The sequence below is a fragment of the Treponema sp. UBA753 genome (assembly GCF_002297325.1).
In the GTDB taxonomy this organism is placed as follows: domain Bacteria; phylum Spirochaetota; class Spirochaetia; order Treponematales; family Treponemataceae; genus Treponema_D.
On sequence record NZ_DBKJ01000084.1, the window covers coordinates 1 to 2,454 of the forward strand.

A 2,454-nucleotide genomic window follows, 5' to 3' on the forward strand; every position below is an offset into this window, starting at 1 on the left:
ATTGCATAAAGCCATGCTTTTTTTCCGTCAGTTTTCTTTAGGGAAGGGATTTTTTCTATAATACGATTGTATATGTAAACGGCGATTCTTTCTGCACTTGGGTTTTGGTCAAAGAATTCTATGTCGTTTAAATTTATGTGGTCAATTTCGCCGCAAACTTCCCTAAGCGTTTTTTTCAATTTGGTAAAATCCAACAGCATTCCGCCTTCGTCAAGTTCTGTTCCGCGGACGTGAGCATAAACTTTGTAATTGTGTCCGTGGAGATTTTCGCATTTTCCGTTGTAGTCTTTTAAAAAATGCGCCGCGCTAAAATCAGCAGTAACTCTAACTTCAAACATATCGGTTTTTATTATACAGTTTTTGTCCTTCTATGAAAATTGAATTTTCAAACTTCTTGCCTTTGTTTTTCAAAAATGAAATAGCCACGCCTTGCCAAAAAGTTTATAATTTAATGTCATTACCGGGCTCGACCAGATAATCTATAATAAAGTTCTACAACAGATTCTCATGTCGTAACATGGAAATGACAATAAAATGTTTGTTTTTATAAAAAGGGTGTTTTATGAAAAAGCTTTTGTTTTTGATTTTAACTTTATTTGCCTGCGTTTTTTCTTTTGCGGATGATTCTGATTTTTCCCGGAGTTACGAAGAAAAAGTTTTAGTTCCTTTTGGAAGTTCCAGAAAAAAATTGCCAGAGCCCAAACAGCAAATTGTGCGTGAAAAAAGTTTTCCGTTTTTTTCTAAATATAACTTTTTAGATGGAGCAGAAATTTCAGAAGAGGAAGCCATGAAACTTATCGGCGGAATTTCAGAAAACAAGTCAGTTATAAAAAAAGAAAAATTCTGGTACTGGGCAACTGTTGTAAATGCGGCTGCTGCTGGCGGATTTTCCGTAGGATGCATTGACGCGGATAGCAAAAAAGAACTTGGCGCATTCGGAATTCCTGCCGCAGTTTTCTTTTTGGGAGCAATCGCAACAAACCACATTTCTGCCCATTACGAAAAAAAATCCCTGAAAAACTACAACGACTATGTTGAAGAATATAATAAAAGAATAACAAACCACGCTGAAAATATAACAGAATGAAATTTTATTGACAAAAAGGAATAACGTGTGTTATAAAATAATACATAGGAGTGTTTCTTTATGAACAGAAATGGATTTTTGTTTTCTTTGTCAGCTTTGCTAAATGTTTTGGATTGTGATTCTTCTTTTGATTCAGAATTGTTTGAAGAAAAATTGGACAGAACCGACTGCTTCTCAAACCAGAACTTGGAAGATTGTTTAGAAGATGCCTTGTGGGACAGGGATATTTCTTTTCAAAACGGATTTAGCGCGTAAAAATTTGAACTAAAATATTCCCTGTGCTGTTTTTTCCTTATTCTTTCAGCGCAGGGATTTCCTTTTTTAAAGACCGGTTGCTTCGTCAATTCCCATCATTATGTTCATGCACTGGACAGCCGCTCCGCTTGCTCCTTTTCCGAGATTGTCAAAACGGCTGGTTATTGTGATTCGTTCATCGTTTCCGCAGACAAAAATCTGCATATTGTTTGTTCCTGACAATGTGTTTGCCGCGATAAAATTGTCTTGCAAAATTCCTTCACCAAGAAAATCCGCAGTTTTTACAAAATGGCAGTCTTTGTAATGCTCCTTGAATGTTTCGCAGATTTCTTTCGCGCTGATTTTCTTTTCCAAAAGCCGTGAATAAAGTGAAATCGTAACGGTCATTCCTTGAAAATAATCGCAGACATAAGGATTGAAAATTGGCTTGTAGTTTAAGCCGCTTACTTTTTGCATTTCTGGCAAGTGCTTGTGTTCCTGAGTGAGGGCGTAAAGGCGCGGACTTTTCAGTTCTGGGTTTCGGTCTGGATCTTCGTATTGCGCGATTGCTTTTTTTCCGGCTCCTGAATATCCGGAAACCGCATGGCAAACAATAGGGTAGTCCGCAGAAATTATTCCGTGGGTTACAAGTGGAAAGCAAATTGAGGCGAATCCTGAAGCATAGCAGCCTGGCACTGCGACTCTGCTTGAGGTTTGGATTTTTTCCCGGTGCCGAGGAGAAAGTTCAGGGAATCCATAAGCCCAGTCAGGATTTACACGGTGCGCTGTGGAAGCGTCTATTAGTTTTGTCTTTGGATTTGTGCAAAGGCTTACGGCTTCTATGCTGGCGGCATCTGGAAGACACAAAAATGTAAAGTCGGATTCGTTAATGAATTTGGCGCGTTCTGCCGGATCTTTGCGCTTGTCTTCGTCAATAAGCAGGATTTCAATGTCCTTGCGGTTTTCAAAACGTTCGTAAATTTTTAGTCCGGTAGTTCCTTCTTTTCCGTCGATAAAGATTTTGTATGCCATAAGACGCCTCTTTTTGGTGTAACTTTATAAAGTCAGTTTTTTTTATAAGTAAAGAAATTAATAGCCCAAATGTCGAGTTTTATAATTTAATGTCATTATCG

General features: G+C 38.0%; 4 protein-coding genes. 2 read left to right on the forward strand and 2 right to left on the reverse strand.

The features are described from left to right. The coding region (gene queD, locus B4C08_RS07430; RefSeq protein ID WP_296664211.1) for a 6-carboxytetrahydropterin synthase QueD at nucleotides 1-338 on the reverse strand (338 nt) is incomplete at its 3' end. A gap of 224 nt (nucleotides 339-562) precedes the next feature. Here queD and B4C08_RS07435 point away from each other — a divergent pair. Further along, on the forward strand, nucleotides 563-1,087 hold the full coding sequence (locus B4C08_RS07435) for a hypothetical protein (RefSeq protein ID WP_296664212.1): 525 nt from the start codon (nucleotides 563-565) through the stop codon (nucleotides 1,085-1,087). A 60-nt stretch (nucleotides 1,088-1,147) separates the two neighbouring features. Further along, nucleotides 1,148-1,342 (forward strand): hypothetical protein, encoded by a 195-nt coding sequence (locus B4C08_RS07440; protein WP_295795998.1) that lies wholly within the window; start codon nucleotides 1,148-1,150, stop codon nucleotides 1,340-1,342. Between the two features lie 66 nt (nucleotides 1,343-1,408). On the opposite strand, the gene argC is transcribed toward B4C08_RS07440, so the two are convergent. Beyond that, complete coding sequence (gene argC / locus B4C08_RS07445) at nucleotides 1,409-2,353, reverse strand: N-acetyl-gamma-glutamyl-phosphate reductase (RefSeq protein ID WP_296664213.1); 945 nt, start codon at nucleotides 2,351-2,353, stop codon at nucleotides 1,409-1,411. Nucleotides 2,354-2,454 lie beyond the last annotated feature (101 nt).

Bases quoted from the DNA above. Each gene is read 5' to 3' on its own strand.
- B4C08_RS07435 (WP_296664212.1), top strand. From the start codon at position 563: ATGAAAAAGCTTTTGTTTTTGATTTTAACTTTATTTGCCTGCGTTTTT.
- argC (WP_296664213.1), bottom strand. From the start codon at position 2,353: ATGGCATACAAAATCTTTATCGACGGAAAAGAAGGAACTACCGGACTA.
- B4C08_RS07440 (WP_295795998.1), top strand. From the start codon at position 1,148: ATGAACAGAAATGGATTTTTGTTTTCTTTGTCAGCTTTGCTAAATGTT.